At 66.8% G+C, this 23,733-nt stretch carries 16 protein-coding genes and 1 pseudogene; 3 read left to right on the top strand and 14 right to left on the bottom strand.

Annotated features, from left to right (window positions below):
- The first annotated feature begins 9 nt into the window (after window positions 1–9).
- Window positions 10–1,035, top strand: a pseudogene (locus tag AACH32_RS18255) (DUF3089 domain-containing protein).
- A gap of 68 nt (window positions 1,036–1,103) precedes the next feature.
- Here the strand turns inward: AACH32_RS18255 and AACH32_RS18250 are convergent.
- From AACH32_RS18250 to AACH32_RS18200, 11 genes are all read right to left on the bottom strand, one after another.
- Window positions 1,104–2,576 (bottom strand): efflux transporter outer membrane subunit, encoded by a 1,473-nt coding sequence (locus tag AACH32_RS18250; protein ID WP_338602730.1) that lies wholly within the window; start codon window positions 2,574–2,576, stop codon window positions 1,104–1,106.
- The gene (locus AACH32_RS18245) at window positions 2,566–5,700 is read right to left on the bottom strand and encodes an efflux RND transporter permease subunit (protein WP_338602728.1); all 3,135 of its coding nucleotides are present in this window, start codon (window positions 5,698–5,700) and stop codon (window positions 2,566–2,568) included. Before AACH32_RS18245 ends, AACH32_RS18250 begins: the two co-directional genes overlap by 11 nt.
- A gap of 12 nt (window positions 5,701–5,712) precedes the next feature.
- A complete protein-coding gene (locus AACH32_RS18240) occupies window positions 5,713–6,822 on the bottom strand; it encodes an efflux RND transporter periplasmic adaptor subunit (protein WP_338602725.1) in 1,110 nt (369 codons plus the stop codon).
- Between the two features lie 234 nt (window positions 6,823–7,056).
- Window positions 7,057–8,331: an ArgE/DapE family deacylase gene (locus tag AACH32_RS18235; RefSeq protein ID WP_338602723.1), complete on the bottom strand. Its 1,275-nt coding sequence runs from the start codon at window positions 8,329–8,331 to the stop codon at window positions 7,057–7,059.
- A 32-nt stretch (window positions 8,332–8,363) separates the two neighbouring features.
- The gene (locus AACH32_RS18230; RefSeq protein ID WP_338602719.1) at window positions 8,364–9,338 is read right to left on the bottom strand and encodes an ABC transporter ATP-binding protein; all 975 of its coding nucleotides are present in this window, start codon (window positions 9,336–9,338) and stop codon (window positions 8,364–8,366) included.
- 4 nt (window positions 9,339–9,342) lie between these two features.
- Window positions 9,343–10,302, bottom strand: a complete 960-nt coding sequence (locus AACH32_RS18225) for an ABC transporter ATP-binding protein (RefSeq protein ID WP_338602716.1) — start codon at window positions 10,300–10,302, stop codon at window positions 9,343–9,345.
- A 5-nt stretch (window positions 10,303–10,307) separates the two neighbouring features.
- Window positions 10,308–11,129, bottom strand: coding sequence for an ABC transporter permease (locus AACH32_RS18220; protein ID WP_338602714.1), 822 nt, complete (start codon window positions 11,127–11,129; stop codon window positions 10,308–10,310).
- Window positions 11,130–11,138: 9 nt separating this feature from the next.
- On the bottom strand, window positions 11,139–12,083 hold the full coding sequence (locus tag AACH32_RS18215; protein WP_338602712.1) for an ABC transporter permease: 945 nt from the start codon (window positions 12,081–12,083) through the stop codon (window positions 11,139–11,141).
- Between the two features lie 75 nt (window positions 12,084–12,158).
- A complete protein-coding gene (locus AACH32_RS18210; protein ID WP_338602710.1) occupies window positions 12,159–13,730 on the bottom strand; it encodes an ABC transporter substrate-binding protein in 1,572 nt (523 codons plus the stop codon).
- An 83-nt stretch (window positions 13,731–13,813) separates the two neighbouring features.
- Window positions 13,814–14,611 (bottom strand): IclR family transcriptional regulator, encoded by a 798-nt coding sequence (locus AACH32_RS18205; protein ID WP_338602707.1) that lies wholly within the window; start codon window positions 14,609–14,611, stop codon window positions 13,814–13,816.
- Window positions 14,612–15,045: 434 nt separating this feature from the next.
- Window positions 15,046–15,774 carry a sulfite exporter TauE/SafE family protein gene (locus tag AACH32_RS18200; RefSeq protein WP_338602704.1) on the bottom strand — a complete coding sequence of 243 codons (729 nt, stop codon included), beginning with the start codon at window positions 15,772–15,774 and terminating at the stop codon, window positions 15,046–15,048.
- Window positions 15,775–16,157: 383 nt separating this feature from the next.
- On the opposite strand from AACH32_RS18200, the gene AACH32_RS18195 reads away from it, so the two are divergent.
- Window positions 16,158–17,141: a hypothetical protein gene (locus AACH32_RS18195; protein ID WP_338602701.1), complete on the top strand. Its 984-nt coding sequence runs from the start codon at window positions 16,158–16,160 to the stop codon at window positions 17,139–17,141.
- A gap of 96 nt (window positions 17,142–17,237) precedes the next feature.
- Here AACH32_RS18195 and AACH32_RS18190 read toward each other — a convergent pair whose 3' ends face one another.
- The 3 genes from AACH32_RS18190 to AACH32_RS18180 are packed head-to-tail and all read right to left on the bottom strand — an operon-like array spanning window position 17,238 to window position 21,934.
- Window positions 17,238–17,669 (bottom strand): SH3 domain-containing protein, encoded by a 432-nt coding sequence (locus AACH32_RS18190; RefSeq protein ID WP_338602698.1) that lies wholly within the window; start codon window positions 17,667–17,669, stop codon window positions 17,238–17,240.
- 14 nt (window positions 17,670–17,683) lie between these two features.
- Entirely contained in the window at window positions 17,684–18,400 is a 717-nt protein-coding gene (locus AACH32_RS18185; RefSeq protein WP_338602695.1) for a tetratricopeptide repeat protein, read from the bottom strand.
- A gap of 6 nt (window positions 18,401–18,406) precedes the next feature.
- Window positions 18,407–21,934, bottom strand: a complete 3,528-nt coding sequence (locus tag AACH32_RS18180; RefSeq protein WP_338602692.1) for a hypothetical protein — start codon at window positions 21,932–21,934, stop codon at window positions 18,407–18,409.
- 386 nt (window positions 21,935–22,320) lie between these two features.
- Between AACH32_RS18180 and AACH32_RS18175 the strand changes: the two genes are divergently transcribed.
- Complete coding sequence (locus AACH32_RS18175) at window positions 22,321–23,607, top strand: DUF2254 domain-containing protein (protein ID WP_338602689.1); 1,287 nt, start codon at window positions 22,321–22,323, stop codon at window positions 23,605–23,607.
- Window positions 23,608–23,733 lie beyond the last annotated feature (126 nt).

Raw genomic sequence — 23,733 nt, 5'->3', positions numbered from 1 at the left:
TGATTTTTTATGTTCACCCCCAGCCTGCCACAGGGACAACCCAACATGAAGTTCAAGAAATTTGCCGCCGCCCTGGGGATAATTTGTCTTTTGCTGGGGGCGTTGTGCCTGCCCGCCCTGGGGGCATCGGCCCAGGAGCGGGGTCCGGACTACGCGCTGGCCGCCAACTGGCTCCACCTTCCCCAGGCCACGGAGCATCCGGTGGACGTGTTCTGGGTCTATCCCACCGTGTACAACGGCCAGGCCATGGTGGCCAAGGTCGACGACCCGGAGATGAAAAAAGACGCGCTCTACACCATCCGCAGCCAGGCCAGCGTGTTCGCGGACCTTGCCAACCTCTACGCCCCCCTCTACCGTCAGGTAAAGATATCGGTGCTGTCCCTGGACCAGAAGCAGCAAGACCATTACCTGGGCATCGGCCTGGGCGACGTGCAGGCCGCCTTCGACTTTTACCTGGAGCACTACAACTAGGGGCGGCCCATCATCCTGGCCGGGCACAGCCAAGGCTCCAACCTGCTGGCCGGGTTCGCCCGCGCCAACTTCCAGCGGCCCGAGCTGAAAAACAAGCTGGTGGCCGCCTACCTCATCGGCTGGTCCATCACCAAGGACGATCTTGCGCAATACCCGGCCCTGCGGATGTGCCGCTCGGCCGAGCAGACCGGCTGCATCGTCGCCTACAACAGCGTGGCCGCCGGGTATCAGCAAAAAGCCCCCACCATTCGGCCGGGCGCCGTCTCGGTGAACCCCCTGTCCTGGCGCACCGACGGGGAACTGGTCCCGGCCGCCGCCAACCTGGGCGCGGTGTTTTTCCCCCATGATGGCGCCGACCGGAAGAAGCCCCACTACACCTCGGCCCAAAACGTGGACGGCGGACTGGTGGTGAATCCGCCGGACCCCCAGGACCTGGACCACATGCCCTTTGGCCCAGGGGTGTACCACGCCTACGACTATTCCTTTTTCTATGAAAACCTGAAGGCCAACGCGGCCCGGCGCATCCAGGCTTTTGATAAGGCCCAGGTCCGTCCGGCCCAATAATTAAGCGACGCGCGGCATAAAAATGGGCCGTCCCTCTGGGGCGGCCTATTTTTATAGGGGCGGGTTGCCTATTGCTTGGCCGGGGCCTTGGGGGCGGGGGGAGATGGCGCGGGAGGCAGGGCGCCCCAGCCGCCGCCCAGGGCCTTGTACAGGGCGATGAGCCGAGCGGTGACCACCCCTTCGCTGATGGCCAACTGGTCCTGGAAGGAGAGCAGGGAGCGCTGGGCGTCCAGCACGCTGTCGAAGTTGATGAGCCCGGCGCCGAAGAGGTCTTGGGAGAGCATCTCGGCCTCCTTGGCCGCGTCCACCGCCTGGCGCAGGCTTTGACGGCGCATCTGCTCCTGGGCGTAGCCGGTGAGGTTGTTCTCCACCTCCTCCAGGGCGCTGAGCACCGTGGTCTCGTAGGCCAAGAGGAACTCCTCTTGCAGCGCGGTCTGGGCGGCGATGCGGCTGCGGATGGCCCCGCCGTCAAAGACCCGCCAGGACATGGAGGGCAGGACGCTCCACACCCCGCTGGTGCCGGGGGTGAGGAAATCGCCGGAGTTGACCGCGGCCAGGCCGATGCTGCCGGCCAGGCGGAACTTGGGGTAGAGCTCGGCCTCGGCCACGCCCACCCGGGCGGTCTCGGCGGCCAGTAGGCGCTCGGCCCGGCGGATGTCCGGGCGGCGGCGCAGAGCCTCGGTGGGTACCCCCACCGCCACGGAGGGCGGCGGCACCGGCACCGGGGCCGGGGCGGCCAGGCGGGCCGAGAGCTTGCCCGGCGCCTGGCCCAAGAGCACCGCCAGGCGGTTCATGGCCGCCTCCACCCCGCTGGTGAGGTTGGGGATCTGGGAGCGGGTGTTCTCCAGGTTGTAGCGGGCCTGCTCCAAGGCCAGGCGGTTGACCAGCCCGGCCTCGTGGCGCGAGCGGATGAAGCCGTAGGTGTTCTCCTGGCTCTTCAGGTTGGCCTGGGCGGTTTGCCGCCGGTTTTGATAGGTGCGCAGCTCCACGTAATTGAGGGCCACCTCGGCGGTGAGCGAGATAAGCACGTCGCGCAGGTTGGCCTGGCTGGCCTCCAACTCGGCTTGGGAGGCCTCGATGGAGCGGCGCACCCCGCCGAACACGTCGATCTCCCAGCCGGCGTCAAAGCCGGCGCGGTACCACTGGTCGATGGTGCCGGTGTCGCCCGAGGCGGTGTCGCGGTGCAACTGGGCCAGGGCCCCGGCGTCCACTGTGGGCCACAGCCCGGCCTCGCGCACCCCGCGCAGGGCTCGCGCCTGGCGCACCCGGGCCATGGCCTGCTTCAGGTTCAGGTTGCCGGCCACCGCCTGGTTGATGAGCCCGGTGAGGGTGGGGTCGCCCAGGTTTACCCACCAGCGGGCCAGCTCGGCGGCCTGGGGGGAGCCCGGCTTCAGGCCGTCCTCCATCTTGCTGTGCCAGGCGTCCGGCGCCTTGGTCACCGGCGGGGTATAGTTCGGCCCCACCGGGGCGCAGGCCCCGGCCAGGAGCATCCCGGCGGCCAGCAAGCCCAGCGCCGCCCTGCCCGGGCCCCTAGATGGCATTTTCGCCGCCTTGCTTGCCGCTTTGCCCCTTCAGGCGCTCGCGCAGCCGTTGGAACCCGGCGTAGAGCGCGGGGATGAGGAAGATGCCGCCCAGGGTGGCGGCCATCATGCCCGAGAACACGGTGACGCCGATGGCCTGGCGGCTGGCCGCCCCGGCGCCCTCGGCCATCACCAGGGGGAATACGCCCAGGATGAAGGAGAAGGCGGTCATGAGCACCGCCCGGTAGCGGATGCGCGCCCCCATGGCCGCCGCCTCTTCGATGGGCAGCCCCGCCTCGCGCTGGGTCTTGGCGAACTCCACGATGAGGATGGCGTTCTTGCTGGCCAGGCCCACCAACAGCACCAAGCCGATCTGGGCGTAGACGCTCAGGCTCAGGCCCCCCAGCCACAGGCCCAGGAGAGCCCCCAGGCTGGCCACCGAAATGGAGGTGATGACCGCCAGGGGGATGGTCCAGCTTTCATATTGGGCCACCAGGAACAAATAGCCGAACAAAAAGGCCAGGGCCAGCAGCAGGGGAGCCTGCCCGGTGCTCTTGCGCTCCTGGAAGCTCAGGCCCGACCACTCGTAGGCGTAGTCCTGGGGCAGGGTCTTGTCGGCCACCTGCTCCATGGCCTCCATGGCCTCGCCGGAGCTGAGCCCGGTGGCCGCCTCGCCGTCCAGCTGGGAAGTGGGGAACTGGTTGTAGCGGGTGATGACCTGGGGCCCCAGCACCTTGGAAAGCCGGACCAGGCTGCGCAGGGGCACCATGTTGCCGGTCTCGCTGCGTACGTAGAGCCGCTGGATGTCCTCGGCCGCGTCGCGGAACTCCTGGTCGGCCTGCACCTTCACCTTGAATACGCGGTTGAACAGGTTGAAGTCGTTGACGTAGCGCGAGCCCAGGTTGGCCTGCAGGGTGCTGAACACACTGGCCACCGGCACCTTGAGGGCCTCGGCCTTGGTGCGGTCCAGGTCGATGAAAATCTGGGGCACGTCGGCCGAGTAGGTGGTGAACACCTGGCTCAGGCGCGGGTCTTGGTTGGCGGCCATGACCAGGGCGCGGGTCACCGCCCCCAGCTCCGCCGGAGTCTGGTTGCCCAGGGCCTGCAAACGGAAGTCAAAGCCGCCGGTGCGCCCCAGGCCCCGGATGGCCGGCGGGGAAAACACGAACAGCTCGGCCTGGGGGATGGCCAAAAGCTCGCGCCGCGCTTGGGACATGAGCCCGGCGAGCTGGGTTTGTTTGGTGGTGCGCTCGTCCCAGGGCTTGAGCACGCAGATGGCGATGCCCACATTCTCGTTGGTGCCGGAGATGAAGCTCAGGCCGCTGATGGCGATGATGCTCTGCACCCCGGGTATCTTGCCCACGATGCCGCTGACCTGGGCCATGACCCGGCGGGTGCGGGCCAGGGAGGCGGACTCGGGGAGTTGGGCGTTTACGTAAAAGACGCCCTGGTCCTCCTTGGGCAAAAAGCTGGTGGGTCGGCTGGCGAACAGGAAGTAGGCGGCCAGGCACACCAGGACCAGGATCGCCCCGGCCACCACCAGGCGGCGCACCAGCCAGGAGGCCACGGCCACGTAGCCGTTGCGCGAGGCGCCTAGCAGGCGGCCGAACCAGGCGAGGGGGCCCCAGGCGATGGGGGCGGCGGGGCGCAGCAGGACGGCGCACAGGGCCGGGCTGAGGGTCAGGGCGTTGACGCTCGACAGCACCACCGCCGTGGAGATGGTGACCGCGAACTCCTGGTAGAGCTTGCCGGTGACGCCGGGGGTGAAAGCCACGGGCACGAACACGGCCAACAGTACCAGGGTGGTGGCGATGACCGGGCCGGTGACCTGGCCCATGGCCTTCAGGGTGGCCTGGCGCGCCGGCAGGCCGTCCTCGACCATGACCCGCTGCACGTTTTCCACCACCACGATGGCGTCGTCCACCACCAGGCCGATGGCCAGCACCAGGGCGAACAGGGTGATGGTGTTGACCGTGTTACCCAGGACCAACAGCACGGCCATGGTGCCCACCAGGGACACGGGGATGGTCAGCGAGGGGATCAGGGTGGCCCGCCAGTCCTGCAAGAACAGGAAGGTGACCGCCACCACCAACATGAAGGTGATGAGCAGGGTGAAGGTTATCTCGCTGATGGCCGCTCGCACGTAGCGGGTGGTGTCGTAGGTGAACTCGTACTCGAGGTCGGGCGGAAAGCGCTTGGCCAGGCGCTTCATTTCCTGTTTGACCGCCTCCACCGTGTCCAAGGCGTTGGCCCCGGTGGTCTGGTACACGCCCATGGCCAGGGCGGGCGATCCGTTGAGGGTGGAGGAGCGGGTGTAGGTCTCGGCCCCCAGTTCCACCCTGGCGATGTCCTTGACGCGCACCAGGCCGCCCGCCTCGTTGCCGCGCACGATGATGTTCTTGAACTGCTCCACGCTTTTCAGGCGGCCCTCGGCCCGGAGGGTGTATTGCACCTGCTGGCTGGAGCTGCTGGGCGCGGTGCCGATGGAGCCGGCCACGGCCTGGATGTTCTGCTTGCGAATGGCCGCGATCACGTCCTCGGCGGTGATGCCCAGGGCACTCAGGCGGCGGGGGTCCATCCAGATGCGCATGCTGTAGTCCAGCGCGCCGTAGACCCTGGCCTCGCTCACCCCGTTGACCCGGGCAAGGGCGTCCTTGACGTTGATGCTCACGTAGTTGGACAAAAACAGCGCGTCGTGGGTGCCCTTGGGCGAAAAGAAATTGAGCACGCCCAGGCTGTCGGAGGAGCGGGAGCGCACCTCCACTCCCTGGTCCACCACCTCGCTGGGCAGCTGGGAGGTCACCTGCTGCACCCGGTTCTGCACGTTGACCTGGGCGATGGCCGGGTCGGTGCCCACCTCGAAGTACACGCTCAGATCGTACTGGCCGTTGTTGGAGCAGGTGGAGCTCATGTAGAGCATGTTCTCCACCCCGTTGACCCCGGCCTCCACGGGCGCGGCCACGCTGTTGGCCAACACCTCGGCGTTGGCTCCGGGGTAGGTGGCCCGCACCCGGATCTCCGGCGGGGTGATGCGCGGATAGTGGGCCACCGGGACGCTGAACAGGGCCAGGATGCCGGCCATGACGATGACCACCGAGATGACGATGGCCAGTCGCGGGCGTTCTATGAAGATGCGGCTGATCATGGCGGTTTGCGCCTAGCGCCCCGTTTCGCGGACCGGGTTCACCTTTTGGCCGGGCACGGCTCGCTGCAGGCCGTGCACGATGATGGTCTCCCCGCCCTTGAGCCCCGATTCCACCGCCCAGCCGGTGCCCATGGGAGCCCCGCGCACGATGCCCCGGCGCTGGGCCAGGTCGTTTTTATCCACCACCAGCACGTAGAGCCCCTGGCGGTCTTCCAGGACGGCGGCCTGGGGGACCACCGGCATGAGCCGGGCCTGGCGGCGGCTGATGAACACGGTGACGTATTGGCCGGGCAGAAGCAAGCGTTGGGGGTTGGGGAAGACGGCGCGCAGGGCGATGGTGCCGGTGCCGGGGTCCACCTGGGGCTCGGTGAAGTCCAGCTTGCCCGCCGGGGGATACATCTGGCCGTCGGGCAGCTTGAGCCGCGGCACCAACTCGGCGGGAAGCTGCTCGGGGTTGGCGCCGGCCTTCATCTTGGCGGCCACGTATTCGTTTTCACTGACCGAATAGACCACCCGGATGGGGTCGAGCTGCACCAGGCGGGCCAGGGCCCCGGAGGTGGGGCCCACCAGGTTGCCCAGGGTGTACTGGGCCCGGCCCATGACCCCGCCGATGGGCGCGGTGATGGAAGTGTAGCCCAGGTTGAGCTCGGTCTGCTGCAGGCTGGCCTTGGCCTCCTGCAGCTGGGCCTTGGCGGTTTCTTCGGCCGACAGGGCGTTGTCCATGTCCGTGGCCGCCACTCCGCCGGAGCGCACCGACTTGAGCCGGTTGATGTAGCGCAGGGCCTTGTCCAGGGAGGCCTGGGCCAGGGCCACCTTGGCCTTGGCTTCGTTCACCTTGGCCTGGTAGGGGGCCTTTTCCAGCTGGATGAGCAGCTCGCCCTTTTTCACCGCCCCGCCCTCGGTGAAGGCCACCTGGGTGATGTAGCCCTCCACCCGAGCCCTGAGGTCCACCGTCTGGATGGCCTCCACCCGGCCCACGAACTCCGCCGCCGGGTTCACCTCCATCTCCGGGACCACGCTCACGCTCACCGTAGGGACCTGGTCTGCGGCGGGAGGCCCGCCCTTGGCCAGGGCCGCGCCGGGGGGGAGCGACAGCAGGCCGGTCAGGGCCAGGATCGCCAACAGAACTCTTCGCGAAGGTATATGCAACGCCGCGCTCCCTGGGAAGTTGGTTCAGTGGACCAAGGCATCGCCCCCCGCTGTCGGCCTCGGAGCCTTGTCCGCGCAATTATATCCAAACCGCGCGAGCTATCACACTAGATTAGCTGGAAATGCGAGCCGGGCCCGGTGGCGGAAAAAAGGCGGGCCGCCCCAGGGGGGGCGGCCCGTTTCGGGTCAAGGGGGCAATGCGGCTTACTAATCGGCCACGCCGCACCAGTTGAGCATGGCCAGGGCCACCACCTTGGCGGTGTCCACCACGCTGTCCAGCTCCACGTACTCGTCGATACCGTGGATGTTGGCCCCCTTGGGGCCGGTGCAGGCGGCGACCATGCCGAAGTCCGGGGCGAAGCGCGAGTCAAGGCCCGAGGCCCGGCCGATGAAATCCACCGGCCGCCCGGCCACGTCCACCGCCGCGCTCATCAGCGCCTGCACGAAGTGGTGCTCCGGGTCCTGCTGCCAGGGGCTGGTCTGCCAGGCGAACCACTCCACCTTGGGCGGGTGCTCCTGCAGCCAGGGATCGGTGGAGGCGGCCTGGGCCACGGTGTTTTCCACCAGGGCCCGGATCTCCTCCCTGGTCTCGCCGGGCACGAAGCTGATGCGGCACTCCATCACCGCGTCGCCGGGCACGGTGGAGGGCCAGTCGCCCGCGTGCAGGGTGCCCACCGTGACGTGGCAGGAGCGGCCCGAGCCCTTTTCGAACAGCGGGTATTTCACCTCGCGGCCGCGCTTTTCGTCCAGGTCGGCCAGGGCCTGGTAGATGGGCAACACCTTGCCGATGGCGTTGACCCCCAGGTGGGAGGTGCCGCCGTGGGCCGAACGGCCCTTCAGGTAGACCCGGAAGTGGTTGACCCCGGCGTTGGCGATGGTCACGTTCATGCCGTGGGGCTCGGTGATGAGCAGGGCGTCGGCCCGGTAACCGGCCAAGAGGCAGGCCAGGGTGCCGCCCGCGCCGCCGGCCTCCTCGTCGATGACGCTCATCAGGCGCACCATGCCCTTGGGCCGCAGCCCGGCCTTGAGCGCCGCCTTGAGGGCGAAGTAGTTGGCTATCAGGCCCGACTTCATGTCCGCCGAGCCCCGGCCGTGCAGGCGGCCGCCCTCCACCTCGCCGCTCCAGGGGTCGCGGGGCCACAGGTTGCGCGGCTCCACGGAGACCACGTCCACGTGACCGTTGATGACCAGCGAGGGCGCGGCCTCGTCGCCGGGCAGGGTGCCGATCACGTTGGGGCGGCCCTCGTAGGGCACTTTGGTGTCGATGAAGCCGGGGTGCTGGCGCACCGCCTCCATGTCCGGCTCCACCATCTCCACCGTGAGGCCCAGGTCCTGATAGAGCTTTTGTATGTACTGCTGGGCCCGGGCCTCGTCGCCCACCACGCTGGGAATACGCACCAGCTCTTGCAGGGTCTGCACCAGTTGGGGCCGCAGCTCGTCCACGGCGTTGAATAGTCTTTGTTTAACCTCGGCGGATTGCATCTACGTCTCCTTGAATTTGGTCTGCGCGCGAACTAGCCGTTCAGGGGGTGGTGGCAGGCAACCCAGTGCCCCGGCGCGAGAAGTTTGAATTCGGGCTCCAGTTGCCGGCAGTCCTCTTGGGCCTGGGGGCAACGGGTGTGGAAGCGGCATCCCGGCGGCGGGTTCAGGGGGCTGGGCACGTCGCCCGAGAGGATGATGCGATTTTTTTCGCGCCCCACCTCGGTGGTGGGCGCGGCGGAGAAAAGGGCCTGGGTGTAGGGGTGGCGCGGCCTCTCGAAGAGCTGCCTCTTGGAGGCCAGCTCCATGAGCTTGCCCAGATACATCACCGCGATGCGGTCGCTGATGTGCTCCACGATGGCCAGATCGTGGCTTATGAACAAGTACGACAGCCCCAGCTCCTGCTTGAGCCGGGCCAACAGGTTGACCACCTGGGCCTGCACCGACACGTCCAGGGCCGACAGCGGCTCGTCGGCCACCACCAGCTTGGGGCGCATGATCAGGGCCCGGGCCACGCCCAGGCGCTGGCGCTGGCCCCCGCTGAACTCGTGGGGGTGGCGGTCGTAGTGCTCGGGCCTTAGGCCCACCGTCTCCATCATGTCCAAGACCAGGCGCTTGCGCTGGGCCCGGCTGAGCTCCTTCTGGCGGCGCAGCCCCTCCCCGATGATCTCCTTGACGGTCATGCGGGGGTTCAGCGAGGACCAGGGGTCCTGGAAGATGATCTGCATCTCGCCGCGCAGCTTGCGCATCTTCTCGGGCGGGAGCTGGGCGATGTCCTGGCCGCGGTAGCGTACCGAGCCCCGGGTGGGCTCGATGAGGCGCAGGGCCAGGCGGCCGGTGGTGGACTTGCCGCAGCCGGACTCGCCCACCAGGCTCAGCGTCTCGCCCTCCATGAGCGAGAAGCTCACCCCGTCCACCGCCTTGACCACTTCCCCGGAGCTCAGCAGGGAGCGGTTCACCACGAAATACTTGGTGAGGTCTTCAACCTTGAGTATGGTCTTCATGGACATGGTTTCACGCGTAGAGCCAGCAAAGGGCATGATGTCCCGGCTGCACCTCGCGCCAGGGGGGAGCGCTCTCGGAGCACTGGGGCAGGCGCTGGGTACAGCGGGGGTTGAAGGGGCAGCCCCGGGGCAGCTCATACAGGCTGGGCACGATGCCCTCCATCTCGTAGAGCTTGCCTCGGCCGCCCGGCTTGGGGATGGACTTGAGCAGGCCCTGGGTGTAGGGGTGGCGGGCCTGTTCGAAGATCTGCTTCACCGGCCCCTGCTCCACCACCCGGCCGCAGTACATGACCACCACCCGGCGGGCCGACTCGGCCACCACCCCCAGGTTGTGGGTGATGAGCATGATGGCCGTGCCGATGCGCTCGTTGAGCCGCTGCATCAGATCCAGCACCGAAGCCTGCACGGTCACGTCCAGGGCGGTGGTGGGCTCGTCGGCCAGAAGCACGTCCGGGTCCAACAGCAGGGCCTCGGCGATCATCACCCGCTGGCGCATGCCGCCGCTCAGGTGGTGGGGGTAGTCCTTGATGCGCTTGGCCGGATCGGGGATGTCCACCAGGGTCAGCATCTCGATGGCCCGGTCCCGGGCCTCCTTCTGGCTCATCTTGCGGTGGTTGTGCAAGGCCTCGGTTAGCTGGTTCTCGATGGTGAAGGCCGGGTTCAAGGAGATCATGGGCTCCTGAAAGATCATGGAGATGCGGTCTCCGCGCACCTTGCGCATCTGCTTTTCCGGCACGCTGAGCAGGTCGCGGCCCTCGTAGAGCACCTGGCCGCCCGTGATGCGTCCGGGATAGGGCACCAGGCGCAGCACCGACAGGGCGGTGATACTCTTGCCCGAGCCGGACTCGCCCACCACCCCCAATACCTCGCCTTGGCCGATGTCGTAGCTGACCCCGCACACCGCCTGGGCCACGCCCTGGCTGGTGTGGAAGCTCACCTCCAGGTCCTTTATCTGTAAGAGAGATTTCATGGCCGTCACTTTAGCCGGGGGTCCAGGACGTCGCGCAGGGCGTCGCCCACCAGGTTGAAGCCCAGCACCGCCAGGGTGATGGCCAAGCCGGGAAACACGGTCATCATGGCGTTGTCCATCATGAAGTTGCGCGCGTCAGAAAGGATGTTGCCCCAGGAGGGCGCGGGCGGCGGAGCGCCCAGGCCCAGGAAGGAGAGCATGCTCTCGGCCAGGATGGCGTAGGCCAGGCTGGCCGTGGCCTGCACGATCAGCGGCGCGGTGCAGTTGGGCAGGATGTGGCGGAAGATGATGTAGGCGTCGCCGTTGCCGATGGCCTTGGAGGCCTCGACGAACTCCTTTTCTTTGAGCGAGAGCACCGAGCCGCGCACGATGCGCGCGAAGCGCGGGGTATACACCAGGCCCAGGGCCAGCACCACGTTGATGATGTTGGGCCCCAGCACCGCCAGGATGCCGATGGCCAGCAGGATGGCCGGGAAGGACATCACCGCGTCCATGATGCGCATGATGACGTTGTCCATCCAACCGCCGTAATAACCCGAAAAGGACCCGATGGCCACGCCCAGCAGGGTGGCCACCACCACCGACAGCAGGCTGATGTACAGGGAAATGCGCGAGCCGTAGATGACCCGGCTGTAGATGTCGCGGCCGTATTCATCGGTGCCGAACCAGTGCTCGGCCGAGGGGGCCTCGGACTGCTGGGCCACGTTGATGGTCAGGGGGTCGTGGGTGGCCAAGAGGGGGGCGAAGGCCGCCACGAACAGGTTCAGGGCGATAACCGCCACGCCGATCATGCCTATGGGGTTGTGCAAAAAGCGTTTCCAGAACATGACCGCCCCCTAGGAGTACTGCACCCGCGGATCGAAATAGCCGTAGAGCAGATCCACGATGGTGTTGATGAGAACGTAGACCAGGGCGATGAACAGGATGCAGCCCTGGACCACGGGATAGTCGCGCATGTAGATGGAGACCACCAGATACTTGCCCAGGCCGGGCAGGGAGAACACCGTCTCGGTGACCACCGCCCCGCCCAGGAGCATGCCGTACTGGATGCCGATGGTGGTCAGGGTGGGGGCGAAGGCGTTCTTGAGGGCGTGCTTGGTGATCACCTTCCATTCGCTCAGGCCCTTGGCCCGGGCGTGGGTCACGTATTCCAGGCGCAGCACCTCCAGCATGGAGGAGCGCACCATGCGGGCCACCACCGCGGCCATGAACAGGCCCAGGGTGATGGCCGGCAAAATCATGTAGCGCAGGCCTTCCCAGAACTCCTCCCACATGGGCACGAAGCCGGTGGAAGGGAACCAGCCCAGCTGCACCGAAAACACCAACAGGGACATGAGCCCCAGCCAGAAGCCGGGGATGGACACCCCCAGGATGGTGCCGATCATGAACAGGTAGTCCTTGTTGGTGTTGTGGTACACCGCGGCCAGCACCCCCGAGGGCAGGGCCACCACCAAGGCGAAGATCAGGGCCAGGGTGGTCAGGCACAAGGTGACCGGGAAGCGCTCGCCGATGGAGTCGATGACCGGGCGCTTGGAGTGGATGGACACCCCGAAGTCGCCCCGCACCACGTTGCCCAGCCACAGGCCGAACTGCTCGTACAGGGGACGGTCCAGGCCCAGGGCGGTGCGCACCGAGGCCACGTCCTCGGCGGTGGCGTCCGGCCCCAGGATCACCGCGGCGGGGTCGCCGGGGATCATGTGGATGAGCATGAACACCATGGCCGCCACCAGGAGCAGGGTGGGTATCAGGTAGATCACTCGTTTTATGACGAACTTTAACATGCTTGGGCCGCCGCCGGATTGGGGGGCGTTCCGGAGGCGGCCGCCGGCCGCCTCCGGAACGTCGCGCTCATTGGGTTACTTGTCCAGCCACACGCCCCACAGGATGGGGTAGCCGGTGTTGATGGTCTTGTAGCCCTTGACGTAGTTCCAGTGGGCCTGGAGGTAGTTGTAGTTGTACAGCTGGATCCAGGGCACCTGCTCGTAGGTGATGCGGTGGGCCTTCTCGTAGAGGCCCTGCAGGGTCTTGAGGTCGTCGGTCATCAAGGCCGCTTCCTTGATCTTTTTGATCTCGGGGTAGGCGTCCTCGAAGCCGCCGCGCTTCAGGTAGGCGTAGGCCAGGGCCGGGTTGGGCGTGCCGCCCGCGCCGTAGGAGAGCATCTGGAAGTCGCCGCTCACGCATTTTTTGAGCAGCACCGGCCACTCCACCACGTTGAGCTTGACGTTGATGCCCACCGCCTGCATGGCCGCCTGCACGGCCACGGCCTGGCGGAACATGGCGATGTACTTCTTTGTGGTGTCCAAGACCACGGTCTCGCCCTTGTAGCCGGACTCTTTGAGCAACTGCTTGGCCTTGGCCGGGTCATACTTGTACCAGGTGTCGTGGGCCGGAGTGCGGTAGATGCTGCCCCGGGCGATGACCGAGGGGTTGCTCTTGGCGTGGCCCAAATAGGCCGCCTGGGTCACCTTGTCCAGGTCGATGGCATAGGCGCAGGCCTGGCGGAACTTCACGTTGTTGGTCACCGGGCGGTTGACCCCGAAATAGACCTGGTACCAGGACAGGCCGGGAACCTCGTTGAGCACCAGGCCCTTTTTGGCGTAGTCCTTCTGGTACTTCTCCACGTACTTGGGCGGATAGTACTGCAGCAGGTCGATCTCCTTGTTCAGCAGGGCCATGATCGACACGGACTCCTCGGGGATGGGCACCAGCTTGATGGTGTCCAGATAGGCGACGCGCTCGCCGCCCAGGCCGCTGCGCGGGCCGGTGGGGCCGGTGTACTTGTCGAACTTCTTCAGGATGATGTAGCGGTCGGGCTTCCACTCGGAGAACATGTAGGGGCCGGTGCCGACGGGCTTTTCCTTGAACACGCCGCCCTGCTTGGCCAACTCTTCCTGGGGCACGATGGCGATCACCGGGTTGATGTAGGCCAGCAGGTGGGGGAAGGCCGCGAAGGGCTTCTTGAGCTTGACCACCACGGTGTACTTATCCACGGCCTCCACGGAGGCCACGCCGGTGAAGTGCTTGGCCCGGGGGCTGATCTTGGGGTCCATCACCCGGTCCAGGGAGAATTTCACGTCGGCCGCCACCATCTCCCGGCCGTTGTGGAACAGCTTGTTCTTGCGCAGGTGGAAGGTGTAGGCGGTGTAGTCCTTGTTGGCCTCCCAGCTCTCACAGGCCACGGGCATGAGTTTGAGGTCCTCGCCGTAGGCCAGCAGGGGCTCGAAGACGTGGTGCAGCACGATGGCGTTGACCACGGCCACGCTGGTGTGGGGGTCCACGGCGGTGAGGTCGGTGTTGAGCCCCACGGTGATGCTGCCGCCGAACTTGGGCTTGTCCGCGGCCAGGCCGGGCAGGGCCAGGGCCAGGGCCAGGGTCAGGACCGTAAGGGCCAGCCCGGCTTTTTTGAACTTCGTTTTAATCCCAGACATGCTTACCTCTCGCTATGCACAGTGTGAATAGAACCCCCTCCTGGGCGGCTCCCCTCTCTCCTAAAACGCTTCGGGCCAGGTACTCAGCCGTTGGGCTTTTCGATGGCCTCGATTTCCTGCTTGATGATCTCCGCCACCATCTCGCGGCGCTCGGGGTCCATGCGCTGCTTGATGGCCGCCACGCTCACGGCCGCCACCACCTCGCCGGAGGCGTCGTGCACCGCCCGCCCCAGGCCCACCGCCTCGGGGATGAACACGCCGCCGGTGAGCGAGTAGCCGTGCTCCCGGAAGTGCTCTACCAATTGCCACACGTCTTCGGGGGTGCTGTTCTTGTATTGGGCGTAGCGGCGCTTGTTGGCCTGGATGACCGAGTGGATTTTTTTCTCGGGCAGGCTGGCCAGCAGGGCGGTGCTGCCCGCGCCCATGCCCAGGGGCGAGCGTTGGCCCACCTCGTGGGTGAGGGTGCGGATGGGAAAGGCGCCTTCCACCCGGTCGATGACCAGGGCGTCGTTGCCCGAGCGCACCAGCAAAAAGGCGGTGTCCTCGGTGCGCAATGCGATGCGCTCCAGGGCGTGACGGTAACGGTCGCGCATCTGGAACTGGTAGGCGGCCGCGCCGAAGTAAAACAGCTCGATGCCCAGGTGGTAGAGCTTGGTCACCGAGTCGTAGTTGATCAGTCCCTCATTTTCCAGGGCTCCCAGCATGCGCCGGGCGGTGGCCACGTGCAGGCCGCATTCGCGGGCCAGGGCGGCCAGGCTGATGCCTCGCTCGTTGTTGGACACCACGGTGCGCAGCAGGCCTATGGCGCGGTGAATGCTTTGCACGCCCCGTTGGGACTTGGGGGCGTTGGGAAGTTTCTCGGGCGACGCCGGGGAACTCATAAACTCTCTCAACCCTGGATTTGCGTGTTCCACAAGACCCTAAAGCGGCAGCATCTGCCGGTCAACACATTTTTTACACATTGTTCATTATTGTTTACACAATGTGTAATTAAGGCGATTTCGCACACATTGTATTAAAATTTTCCGTGAAAAACCTACGCTGGAGTAGTGCTTACCGCGTTTTAAGACGCGATGGTCAGCTAGATGAGGGGGTGACAGGGCCTTGAGAGAGGGTGTCTGGGGCCATTAAGGGCCTGAACGGCAATGTCGGCACGGACAATGCCATAAAACCCGGCAAAATGCGCGAACGGGCGGGCAGTGACGGGCGGGGGGATAAAGTTGAAAGGCGGGGGTGACGGGCCCCAAAAAAACGGAGGTTACGCTCGGTTAGGCGATCCGGGCCGGCCGAAGGCCCCGGTGGAGGCCCTGGCTGCTCAGCTGAACCACAGGGCCACCGCGGCGGCCAACAGCAGCACCAGAACGATCTTGCGGAAAACCGCCGGGCTCACCCGCTTGAAGGCCCAGGCCCCGGCCACGGTGCCGATCAGCACCGCCGGGCTGTAGTAGAGCGACAGCTTGAACCAGTGGGCGGTGAACAGGCCGCTGGCCAGATACAAGGAGGCGGAGACCACGCAGATGAAGGTGAAGTACACCCCCAGAAAGCCCTTGATCTCCTGGGGGCTCTTGGCCCGGGCCATGATGTAGAGCACCACCGGCGGCCCGCCGATGGCATAGGCCCCCTGGAGCCAGCCGCTGAGCAGCCCGATGGCCGCCCCGCCCAGGGGGGTGGCGCTGACCTTCTTGGCCAGGCGCTCACCCCAGTCGCGGCTGAGCGCCAGCACCGACAGGGCCACGAACAGGGCCATGCCCTTGCGCATGATATCCTCGGGCAGGGCCAGCAGCAGCCATACCCCCAGAGGCATGCCCGCCGCCGCTCCCACCAGCAAGGGCAGGTGCCTGCGCCAGGCCAGGTGCCCCCGGTAGCGCCAGGCGTGGTAGAAAACCAGGGCCAGCACAAAGGGGTAGTGGAAGATGATGGCCTCGCGTAGGGGCATCACCAGCGAGAGCAGGGGCAGGGCCACCCAGGGGAAGCCGAACCCGGCAAAGGAAAAGGTGAAGGCGGCCAGGATCAGGATTATGGCGGGGGCTAATTCATTCAACATCCTTGCAAAGCTACTCCAACGCCGTTCACCAGCATAGTCACTTTTCCTCTATCCGCCGGGTGCTTGGCCAAGTTACATTAAGGGCCCCCGGTCTTGTCCGGTTGGGGGCGGGTCCGAAAAAATACCGGCAAAGGCAAGCTCTACCGCCGAAGTATGGAACTATACCGCCTGAGCCACCGGGCCCGCCAGTGAGCCATCCGCTCGCGCACGGCCCCGACCCGAGATCGTCGGCCAGAGCCTGGAGTCCGTCCCTGGCTCGATGCAAGGATGAGAGCACCGCCTGCGTTCGCCTCGCCTGGCTGTGCTAACCTGGTGGCGCTTTGAAGAACCTTAGTGGGGGCCAGGCCCGAGGCCGCGCTCCCGAGCATGGGAGGCCCGGTAAAATGCATCTGACTCGTTATATATGCTATTTCCTGTTGGCCGCCCTGGCCGGGCTGGCCGCCTGCGAGGGCTCTTTTTCCTGCTCCACGGCCAGCCTGAGCGAGCCCAAGATCGCCACGGCGGTGGACCCCAAGACCCAGGCCCCCACCGAAGTGGTGAGCCAGATTCCTCCCACCTCCGGACCCATCTTCGCCACCGCCAAGGTGGCCTCCGCCCCGGCGGGCACCAAGGTTAAGGCGGTGTTCTACTATCTGGAAGGCCAGCGCCGCCAGATCGCCGAGGATCAGGTAGTGCTCAAGGAAGGGGCCTACGTGAGCTTCAAGCTCACGCCCCCGGCCAACGGCTGGCCCCTGGGCACCTACGAGGTGGTCTACCTGCTGGACGGCAAGCAGGCGCAGACCGCCCAGTTCAGCGTGGTCCAGGCCCAGGCGGCCCCGGCGCCGCAAAGCGCGCCGGCCCCCGCGCCCGCCCCCCAGGCGGCGGCCCCGGCGCCGCAAAGCGCCCCGTCCTCCGTGCCCGAGGGCTACAAGGAGATCAGCGAGCCCAACTTCGGCTTCGCCATCCAGATTCCCCGCGACTGGGGCTGGAAGCTGACCAAGGGCGGCGACTATCTGATCAGCGGCCCCCAGGGCAGCCCGGCCCACGAGGTCTCCCTGGTGGTGCAGATCATCGACAAGCAGGTTAACGGGGCCACGTTGGTGGGGCAGATGAAGGGCCTGCTGGCCCAGATCGGCCAGGTGCCCCAAGCCAAGATCCTCAAAAAGGGCGAAGTGACCATGGCCGGGCAGCAGGCCCCCTATTTCCTGGCCTCCTACCAGGCCAAGGACACCACGGGCAAGGCCCAGGAATTCGGCCACGCCCAGGTGGGGGTGCAAAAGGCCCGCTACATCTTCCTGGTCAGCTACAGCGCGCCCAGCCAGATTTACCAGGCCAACCTGGCGGCGTTCCAGCGGGTGGTGGACAGCTGGCGCTTCACCAAGCCTTAGGGCCTGGCCGACTGCCAAGACTCCAGCGCGCCCTGGTTCGGTGCGGGCCATCGCCCGACCGCCGAACCAGCGGCGCGCTTAGATTTTGGGCCGGGCCTACTTGCCGTATTGTTCCTTTACCGGCGGCGGGGTGGAACCCGGCGCGCCCCACTGCTCCTTGGGCAGGGGCGGCGGCTCGGTCAAGGCCTTGGTCGTCGTGGGCGGCGGGCTCTGGCCCGGGTCGCTGCCCAGATAGCGGCTGGACACCCAACCCTGTTGGCCTCCAGAGGCGGTCTCCACGTAGGACCAGCCCTTCTTCTCGCCGGTGGTCATGACGATGTCCCCGTGGCGCAGCACCGCCAGGATGCGGCAGGAGGTGGTGGGACACTCACGCAGGTTGAGGCCGCTGGTGAGCACGTAGCGTTTCTGGCCGTTCTTGAAGGCCGCGCTCCACTCCTGGGGCACGGACTTGCTTACCTCGGCGCAGCCCGCCAAAAAGACCAGCAGGAGGACAGCGCTCAGGACGGACGTTATGCGGGTTGCGGGCATGGGATTTTTCCTCGTCATTTTTTAAGCGTGGATTCCAGCCAGGCGGCCCGTTTGCCCACCGTGGCGGCGTCCGGGGCCTGGGGGGCCAGCTCGGCGTAGCGGCGGTAGGCCTTGGCCGCGGTGGCCCGCTCCCCCGCCTTTTCCAAAAGCACCCCCAGGTTCTTGTAAGGCACCGCGTAGGAGGGGTCGGCCTTGATGGCCTTCTCATAGGCCTGGGCCGCCTGCTTCAGCTTGCCTTGGCGGCGCAGGGTGAGCCCCAGGTTGTTCCAGGCCACCGCGTTGCCGGGGTCCTTGGCCACCGCCGCGAAAAAGGCCTCCCTGGCCTGGTCCAGCTTGCCCTCCTGGGCCAGGGCCACGCCTCGGTCCACCAGGGCCTGGGAACTGGGGCCTTTGGCCTGGGCCGGGGGCTTGGCGGGCAGGGCGAAGGGGCTGTCGCTCTTGGCCGGCGGTTGAGCCGGAGGTTGGGCGGTGGGCGTGGCGGAGCCCGCCGTCTTGCCCGGCAGCGCGAAGGGGCTGTCCGCCTGTTGGCTCTGGGCCGGGGCGGGCGGGGCCGCGGGGGGCCGGCCCTTTTCCGGCAGGTTGAAGGGCGAGCTTTGGGCCGGGGCCGCCTGGCCGCTGGGCGCTTTTTCAGAGGCAGCGGCGGGCGGCTGGTTGGGCACCCATTGGGCCCCGGCTGGTGCGGCGGCCAGCAGCCCGGCGGCCAGCAGGGCCGTTAGCGTTGGGTAGCGCATGGTTGATCACTTCTCCTTGGCCGGGGGCCGTTTGCGAATTTCCCACACCCCGATCATGGGTTTGCGCATATCCGCCTCCATCTTGGGGTCGTCCCAGGAAGATGTCCAGGAGTGGGTTTGGGTGGTGCCGGCAACTTTTTCGTAGCAGGTGGGCCCCCAGACGGTTTTGGACGTGCCGCTGCCGCTGTAGGTTTCTTCGATGGTACCGCCAGTGTTCAGGGTCAAGGTGTTGCGCAGGGTGTGGGTGGAGGATTGGGTGTACTCGCAACGCACCTTGGTGCTGGTGTGTTTGCCGTCGGCTCCCTTGGTGCTCTTGTTCCAGGCGCTCCAACAGTGGCTGGGGTGGCTGGTCATGTTCCAAGTGCCGGTGATGACGTTGTTCATCAGGCTGCCGCTGAAGGTGCCGGTGGTGCGCTGGGGGGTGCAGCACCAGTTTTCGTTGCACCACTTTTGGAAGCTGTGGGTGTTGTTGGTGGTGGCGGTGACCTGGCCTCCCCGGACATAGTAGATGGCCGACCATTTGTACTCCGGGTACTTGGAGTGCCAGGACACGGTGTCGATGGTGCAGGTCTCGGGGATCACCGCCGTGGAGTCCACCTTCTGCTCGCCGTACACCGGGTTGTCCCCGCGGGCGGTCAGGCGCTTGGCCTTGGCCATGAGCGCGTCGCGCCGAGCCTTGCGCTCTTCCGGGGTTTCCTGGCGGGGCTTGGCTTTTTTAGCTGGCGGGGTTTCGGCCTTTGGGGCGGTCGCCTGCTTGTCTTCGGCCTTGTTTGCCCCGGTGGCCGCATTGGTCTCGAATCCTTGGCCGGCCTTGACCAGGTTGTCGTTGTTGAAAGAGCGCTCTATTTTGTTCTGGTCGTTCTTGACCAGGTTGGAGTTGTTGAAGCTGCGACTCACTCCGGTGGATTGCGGCGGGGCGGTGGCCGCGGCCTCGGCCGCCTGCAACACGGGCAGCAGCACGTTGCCGGAGAAGCTGTCGTTGGCCGCGCCCTCCAACAGGGGCTTGATGGCGAAGTTGCCGGCAAAGGCCTTGAGTATCTCACTGCGGGTTCCGCTCATGGTCACGTTCTTGACCACCTCGCTGACCATGGCCTTGGTCTCGGCGGCGAAGGTGGCCCCCACCGGCTGGGCGGCCATGGCCGTGAGCTTGCTCACGCCTTGCTGTATCCCGGTGACCGCGTACTTGACCGCCTGGGCCTCGGCGGGCAGCAGGGCGGCCACTTCCCGGGCCACCTGACGCCCCGCGCTCTGGGCCACCGGCACCACCATCTTGGCGGCCGCCTGGGAGGCGGCCTTGACTCCGGCGGGCATCATGCGGCTCACCAGACCGGCCCCGGCCTTGTAGGCCCAGGCCGCCCCCGAGGCCACGCCGGGGGCCAGCTTGCCGACCACGGCCGTGGCGGTGCCGGTGTAGCACAAGGCCGAGGCCCCCAGGCTACCGACCAGTTCATAGGTGGCCTGGGTCTTTTCGGCGTAGCTGGTCTGGGGGTTTATGATCACCATGACGTTTTTGGGCAAATCGGCCACCACCTTGTAGGCGGTGCCCGCCAGAAGCGAGGCCGCGCCCTGGGCCAGCGGGCTCAGGTAGCCGCCCACCTGGTTGCCCAAGAGCCCCTTGGTCACCCGATCGGCCACCCACTTGGCCGCCGGTTCCACCTTCATGGTCTTGACCTGGTCCAGGTATTCCACCCCCGTCTTGAGGGCCCGCACCCCGTACTGCCCCTTGGCGTACTCGGCCACCGCCGCGTCGGTGGTCTGTTTTTTGAGCTGCAGGTAACCCTGGAGGTCGCTGGCCGCGTGGCCCCGGGCCATGGCCGTCAGGCGCGCTTCGATCACCTGGCGGTGCTTGGCCATTTTGGGGTTGCTCTTGATTATTTCATCGACGCTGCCCACCAGCTTCTGGGGATTGGAGGTGACCTTGAGAGGGCTGTAGGCGGCGAAGCTCAGATAGTTGGTCACCTGCTTGGTGCTGGTCTCCAGGCCGCTGGCCACGAAGCGCCCTGCGTTGGCCGTGGCCTTGCCCGCCAGGGCCACCGACCACAGCAGGTTTTCGCCGAAGTCCTGGGCGAACTGCAGCGCCCCGGCCCAGGCCGGGGAAGGGGTCAAGGATTGGGCCAGGCGATCTCCCAGGGAGGGGGTGGCCTGGGCCTTCTTGATCTGGGCGGCGGCGCGCTCCAGGTTGTCCAGGGTGGCGCTTACCGCCTGGGCCGCCGGGTCGCCGGGGCGGGTCTTGGCCAACTCGGCGGCCTGGGCCCGCAGGCGGGGGATGGCCTCGCCCACCGCCGCGCCGTAGGCCTTGGTCACTTCGCGGGCGAAAAGCTCCATGGCCCTGACCACCAGCACGTCGCGGGCCTGGGCGGCGTTGGCCGCCAGGGTGGCCCGGCCCAGGTCCAGGGCCAGTTCGCGCTGGCGCTGGTTGAGCTGGGCCAGGCGCAGACGGAAGGCGTCGGGCAGCGCCGTGTCGCCGCTAAGCTGGTCCCAAAGGTTGATGGAGGTGGTCCATACCTCCTGGTTCTCGCGCAGGATCAAGGCCTGCTGGTCGCTCACCGCCAGTTGCAGCCCGGCCAGCATCTGCACCGCGGCCAGGCTTTGGCCCGCCTCCTCGGGCTTGCCCAGGCCGGCCAGGTTGCCCTCCACCAGGCCCCGCTGGGCCGCCTGGGCCAGACTATAGTTGAGTTGGAGCTTGTACAGGGGCTTCAGGCGGGCCCACCAGGCCTTGCCCCGCTCCGAGGCGGCGGCTTGCTCTTCCAACAGGGCCATCTGCCGGGTCTGCATCTCGCCCAGCGCGGCCAGGGCGGCCAGCGCCGGTTTCTGCGCCCCGGCCTGGTCCGTGGCCGCGCGGGCCAACTCGGCCACCAACCGTGCCTGCACCTGGGCCACCTGCTTGCCCTGAGGAGTGCCGTTGTCAAAAGAGGGGGCGTAGAGCGGCCCCGGCAGTTGCCCCAGCAGGGCTGGGCCATAGGTGGCCACGTCCAGAGCCTCTTGCCGCTGGCGCGCCTCTTGGGGCGTGCTCAGGCGCAGGCTGGCCAGGGCGCGGTCGCGGTAGGCCTGGCCTCGGGAGAAGATCCGCTGGGGCGCGGTGTAGGCCAGCAGGTAATAGTGGGGGCCCTTGCGGCAGACGAACTGCTCCCGCTCAAAAACCTCCCCCTGCTGGTTCCGGAAGCGCACCAGCAGGCGCAGGGCGCTCTGCCCGTCCAGGGAGCCCCTTTCCTCGGACAGCAACCGGTAACCTTGCATACGCGACCACTGGGATACCAAATCGCGCGATACCGCCGCCAGGTCGGGGTAGGCCGAAGCGTCCACCACCTGCAGGCTCAGGGTGGTGAGATATTCCGGGCCGCCCTTGGGGCCGGAAAACACCACGGTGCGGCCCTTGGAGCCGGGCCGGATTATCCAATGGGACGGCACTTCCAGGGAGTAGGCCCGGCCGGTCTCCTGGTGGACGCTGTAGCCGGGAGGCGCGGCGAAGGCCAAGGAGCACGCCAGGCACGCCCAGAGCAACCAGCAGGCGAACAGTAGCGAGGCGCGGCGCATGGCTGGGGTCTCCTTGTCGGCGGCATGGGTTCACAAACGCCCGCAGCGTCTCCGGGCAGGCGTGCAGCGGTCGAAGCGCGGCCCCATTATAGGAAAGCGCGGTGCGATTTGGAAGTGGTGTCCTAGGGTTGGGCCAAAAAGCCTGGCCGGGCCGCGATGGTCACAGGCAGGCTCGCTGCCGGAGCGCCGGGCGGTTTGACCCTGAGGCCGGGGCGCGGCTAGAATTTAAGGGGACGGATAGCGGCGGGCCCGGCCGCGGGGCCTGTCCTAGCCGCCCCATTGCACCAAAGGAGCCCGGCATTGAAAAACCGCATAATCAGCCTTTGGTACCGCGTGCGCTACAGCCTGTGGTTCGTGCCCGGCCTGTTGGTGGCTTCGGCCTGGTCTTGGCCTACATCACCACCGTCCTGGAGGCCAACCTGCGGCTGACCGGCGAGGCCAAGCTGTGGTGGATCTACCAGGGCAGCGCCCAGGGGGCCCGGGCGGTGCTTTCCACCATCGCCGGTTCCATGATCACCGTGGCGGGCCTGGTCTTTTCCCTGACCATGTTGGTGTTGAGCCTCACCTCCAACCAGTTCGGCCCCCGCCTGGTGCGCAACTTCATGGACGACACCGGCAACCAGCTGGTGATGGGCACCTTCGTGGCCACCTTTGTCTATTGCTTGGTGGCCCTGCCCACCATCGACGAATCCGGCGTCCCCTTGCCCAACCTTTCGGTGAGCGTGGGCCTGGCCCTGGCCCTGGTCAGCCTAGGCGTGTTGATTTATTTCATCCACCATATCGCCTCCTCCATTCAGGCCAACAACCTCCTGGCCCGGGTGGGACACGAGCTGGAGGACGCGGTGCGCCGCCTGTTTCCCGAGGCCGCGGACGGCCAGGCCATCTGGGCCGCGCCGGAGCTGCCGCAGGGATTCGAGCGGCGGGCCGGGGAGCTCGGGGCCCAGCAGAGCGGCTATCTGCAGATGACCGACCTGGGCCGCCTCTATGATTTGGCCCGCGATCAGGACCTGCTCATAGAGCTCACCCACCGGCCGGGCGACTTCGTGATCGCCGGCGGGGCCCTGTGCCGGGTCTGGCCGCCGGAGAGCTTCACTCCGGAGCTGGCCGCGCGGCTGCACCGGGGCTTTACCCTGGGGGTGGAGCGCACCGAGGCCCAGGACGTGGAGTACGTGGCCCGGCTTTTGGCCGAGAGCGCCCTCAGGGCGCTCTCGCCGGGGGTGAACGACCCCTACACCGCCATCACCTGCATCGACTGGCTGGGGTCGGGCCTGGCCCTCTTGGCCACCCGGGGGCGGCGGCCCCCCTTTCGCCTGGATGAAAACGGCGAGCTGCGCCTGCTGTTGCCCCAGGTCGACTTCGCTCTGGTGGCCATGGGCTGCCTGGAGCCCATTCGTCGGGCGGCGCGGGAAAACGTGATGTGCACGGTGCGCCTGTTGGAGGTATTGGCCGACCTGGCCCGGCAGGTGCGCCTGCCCCAAGATCACGAGGCGCTGACCCATTTGGCCCAGGCCGTGGAGGCCGACATAATGGACAACCTGCGCCTGGCCTGGGACCGGGAGCTGGTCCGGCAAAAGTACCTGGCCGTGATGGATGAATTGAAGCAGTCGGGGTTGCGTTTGGCCCCTCCGCCCTTGGAGAGCGGCGGGGAGCAGGGCGAATCGGGGCGGGGCTAGCCCGCATATTTCATGAGGGCCGTGCGCCTGACTTCGTTAGTCACCGGCATACGGGGTTGCCGGCCGCGCTCGGGCCTCGCCATGATGCGGGTGCTTTGTTTATAACAGCCCCATAAATGCAGGTCC

This window comes from Desulfoferula mesophila, assembly GCF_037076455.1.
GTDB lineage: Bacteria > Desulfobacterota > Desulfarculia > Desulfarculales > Desulfarculaceae > Desulfoferula > Desulfoferula mesophila.
The sequence above is the reverse complement of the archived record's forward strand: the minus strand, read 5'-3'. Positions and strand labels throughout refer to the sequence as shown.

Bases quoted from the DNA above. Each gene is read 5' to 3' on its own strand.
- AACH32_RS18250 (WP_338602730.1), bottom strand. From the start codon at position 2,576: ATGCCATCTAGGGGCCCGGGCAGGGCGGCGCTGGGCTTGCTGGCCGCC.
- AACH32_RS18245 (WP_338602728.1), bottom strand. From the start codon at position 5,700: ATGATCAGCCGCATCTTCATAGAACGCCCGCGACTGGCCATCGTCATC.
- AACH32_RS18235 (WP_338602723.1), bottom strand. From the start codon at position 8,331: ATGCAATCCGCCGAGGTTAAACAAAGACTATTCAACGCCGTGGACGAG.
- AACH32_RS18230 (WP_338602719.1), bottom strand. From the start codon at position 9,338: ATGTCCATGAAGACCATACTCAAGGTTGAAGACCTCACCAAGTATTTC.
- AACH32_RS18225 (WP_338602716.1), bottom strand. From the start codon at position 10,302: ATGAAATCTCTCTTACAGATAAAGGACCTGGAGGTGAGCTTCCACACC.
- AACH32_RS18220 (WP_338602714.1), bottom strand. From the start codon at position 11,129: ATGTTCTGGAAACGCTTTTTGCACAACCCCATAGGCATGATCGGCGTG.
- AACH32_RS18215 (WP_338602712.1), bottom strand. From the start codon at position 12,083: ATGTTAAAGTTCGTCATAAAACGAGTGATCTACCTGATACCCACCCTG.
- AACH32_RS18210 (WP_338602710.1), bottom strand. From the start codon at position 13,730: ATGTCTGGGATTAAAACGAAGTTCAAAAAAGCCGGGCTGGCCCTTACG.
- AACH32_RS18205 (WP_338602707.1), bottom strand. From the start codon at position 14,611: ATGAGTTCCCCGGCGTCGCCCGAGAAACTTCCCAACGCCCCCAAGTCC.
- AACH32_RS18200 (WP_338602704.1), bottom strand. From the start codon at position 15,774: ATGTTGAATGAATTAGCCCCCGCCATAATCCTGATCCTGGCCGCCTTC.
- AACH32_RS18195 (WP_338602701.1), top strand. From the start codon at position 16,158: ATGCATCTGACTCGTTATATATGCTATTTCCTGTTGGCCGCCCTGGCC.
- AACH32_RS18190 (WP_338602698.1), bottom strand. From the start codon at position 17,669: ATGCCCGCAACCCGCATAACGTCCGTCCTGAGCGCTGTCCTCCTGCTG.
- AACH32_RS18185 (WP_338602695.1), bottom strand. From the start codon at position 18,400: ATGCGCTACCCAACGCTAACGGCCCTGCTGGCCGCCGGGCTGCTGGCC.
- AACH32_RS18180 (WP_338602692.1), bottom strand. From the start codon at position 21,934: ATGCGCCGCGCCTCGCTACTGTTCGCCTGCTGGTTGCTCTGGGCGTGC.